This window comes from Rickettsia sp. TH2014, assembly GCF_019249195.1.
Classification (GTDB): domain Bacteria; phylum Pseudomonadota; class Alphaproteobacteria; order Rickettsiales; family Rickettsiaceae; genus Rickettsia; species Rickettsia felis.
The window spans coordinates 1-2,032 of the sequence record NZ_MXAX01000122.1 but is presented as its reverse complement, the minus strand read 5'-3'; the positions used below and the strand labels follow the sequence as shown (position 1 = coordinate 2,032).

Here is a 2,032-nt window from a genome sequence, read left to right as displayed (position 1 = left end):
TTTGATATTGTCATTTATAGAATCTCCTCCTTTGTTTCTAGAAAATTCTACTCCTTTTGTCGATTGTTTTTGGGGGGGTGCCACTCATAGATAATAGTAATAGATTCGATTCATTGTCAAACATGAACATTTCCACAGGTTCGTCCGTATAAGAGAATTTGGAAAGAAATATTATATGAGTTTTATAATAATCATGATATTTGTCTTTAAGATAGTTTTGGTATTTGCTTAAACCTTCTAGTCGTGTATGTTCTTCTATATTAGCTTTTGTATAATACAAGTTTTTAGACGTCCATTGTCTGCAGCTGATACAAAAAATTCATCAATATATTTTTGTTCAGGTTTATATCCACTACTTAATAAAAATTTTATTACCTCTGTATTTTGATATTTTGAAGCTTCACCTAATATATAATCAATGGATGAGATAGCCGGTGATGAACCGATAAGTTTTAAATTATTTTTTTCAATATCCGGTAATTTCTTCTCAAATAAATATTCAAATACACTTAAATTTGAATGACTAATTGCCAATTCAATATGCTCTGGCTTAATGATTGCACCTTTTTGTACTAAAAGATCTATTATTTCTATGCTTTTGTTTTCTCCTCTAATCGCATAATATAATGCATTTTGAACCTTAATATCATCTCGCTCACAAAGCAATTTTACTATCTCTTTATATCTTTTGTCTGCCGCAAGCCCTAAAGGGGTAATATAGTTTATTCCACTATGGCTATTTATATCAAATCCAAAATTTATTAATAAATTAAGCATTTCAAGACCATTATTAATAACCGCAATTAAAGACAAGGTACTATGAGATGTTCCAACATTATTTAATATTCTAACATTATTTGGTTTATCTTCATCGATAGCAAAATAACGTATTGTTTTTATATTGTCAGAAAGAGGAAAATTAAATTGTGAAATATAACAAAAGGCTTCACTAGTGTTCTTATTTATAACGCTCTTAAATAAATTTAGTATCAATAGTATATATATCACCTTTTCTTGTAGTAATTTTTTAGGCATAATAATCTAGCAGTAGTTAGTAATATATTAAAATAATAACTTATTTTAATAAAATCAACGATAAATTAAAAAGTTGCTATGGTACTGTTAACAAAATAGCTTTAAAATTATTTTGTTAACAGTGCCATACAACAATATCCAAGATAAATACAAATATATTAGACTTCTTGCATAACGTAGCTAATAAGGAGGAATTTGTAGGATACACGGGAGTGCTTGCCACTGCAGCGTACACTTTAGTACGTGAGGATGCGAGTACCGGATCGACGCACAAATTACTCTTAGAAGCAAGTTATGCAAGAAGTCTATTGTAAAAACGGTACTATCGATTTATAATAATCAACAAATTTATTAGTGTACTTTAATTATGTTTATTCAAACTGAAGATACTCCCAACCCTGATGCAATAAAGTTTTTCCCGGGGCAGGAAATAAGTAGTGAACAGCCGGTATTTTTTAGCGATATTGCTGAAATTAAAGGAAGAAGCAAACTTGCAGAGTCACTATTTTATATTAATAATGTGAAATCAGTATTTTTTGGTAGTGATTTTATAACGGTGACTAAGCAAGCTGAAAGTAATTGGCAAGTTATAAAGCCTGAAGTTTTAATGGTTATTATGGATCATTTTGTTTCGGGATTTCCGGTATTTGAAGAAAGTACAAAAGCAGATAATGTACATAATAACCTTGATGGGCTTTCGGAAATAGAGAAGCAAATCGTAGAGATTATTGAAACTAGAGTGCGACCATCTGTTGCACAAGATGGTGGTGACATAATATATAAAGGCTTTGAAAACGGTGTAGTTAAATTAGCACTTCGTGGTGCTTGCCTTGGATGCCCGAGTTCTACTATTACCTTAAAAAACGGCATTGAATCCATGCTTAAACATTTTGTACCGGAAGTGCAAGAAGTTGAAGCTGCAGAGGAAGATGTTGAGTAATTTAGGCATTGACTAAAAAGAGTTGATTTATGTAATAGTTGAGATTTAATCTTACAT

Annotated in this window: 2 protein-coding genes and 1 pseudogene; 2 read left to right on the top strand and 1 reads right to left on the bottom strand. The window is 30.6% G+C overall.

Annotated elements, in window-relative coordinates; all coding sequences use genetic code 11:
• Positions 1 to 255 precede the first annotated feature (255 nt).
• Positions 256 to 1,035: an ankyrin repeat domain-containing protein gene (locus KYQ89_RS02325; protein ID WP_218460240.1), complete on the bottom strand. Its 780-nt coding sequence runs from the start codon at positions 1,033 to 1,035 to the stop codon at positions 256 to 258.
• 134 nt (positions 1,036 to 1,169) lie between these two features.
• Between KYQ89_RS02325 and KYQ89_RS02320 the strand changes: the two are divergent.
• Both KYQ89_RS02320 and KYQ89_RS02315 read left to right on the top strand, forming a co-directional pair.
• Positions 1,170 to 1,346, top strand: a pseudogene (locus KYQ89_RS02320) (palindromic element RPE1 domain-containing protein); the annotation flags it as partial.
• Between the two features lie 56 nt (positions 1,347 to 1,402).
• Positions 1,403 to 1,975, top strand: a complete 573-nt coding sequence (locus KYQ89_RS02315; RefSeq protein WP_218460239.1) for a NifU family protein — start codon at positions 1,403 to 1,405, stop codon at positions 1,973 to 1,975.
• Positions 1,976 to 2,032: the final 57 nt, after the last annotated feature.

Bases quoted from the DNA above. Each gene is read 5' to 3' on its own strand.
- KYQ89_RS02315 (WP_218460239.1), top strand. From the start codon at position 1,403: ATGTTTATTCAAACTGAAGATACTCCCAACCCTGATGCAATAAAGTTT.
- KYQ89_RS02325 (WP_218460240.1), bottom strand. From the start codon at position 1,035: ATGCCTAAAAAATTACTACAAGAAAAGGTGATATATATACTATTGATA.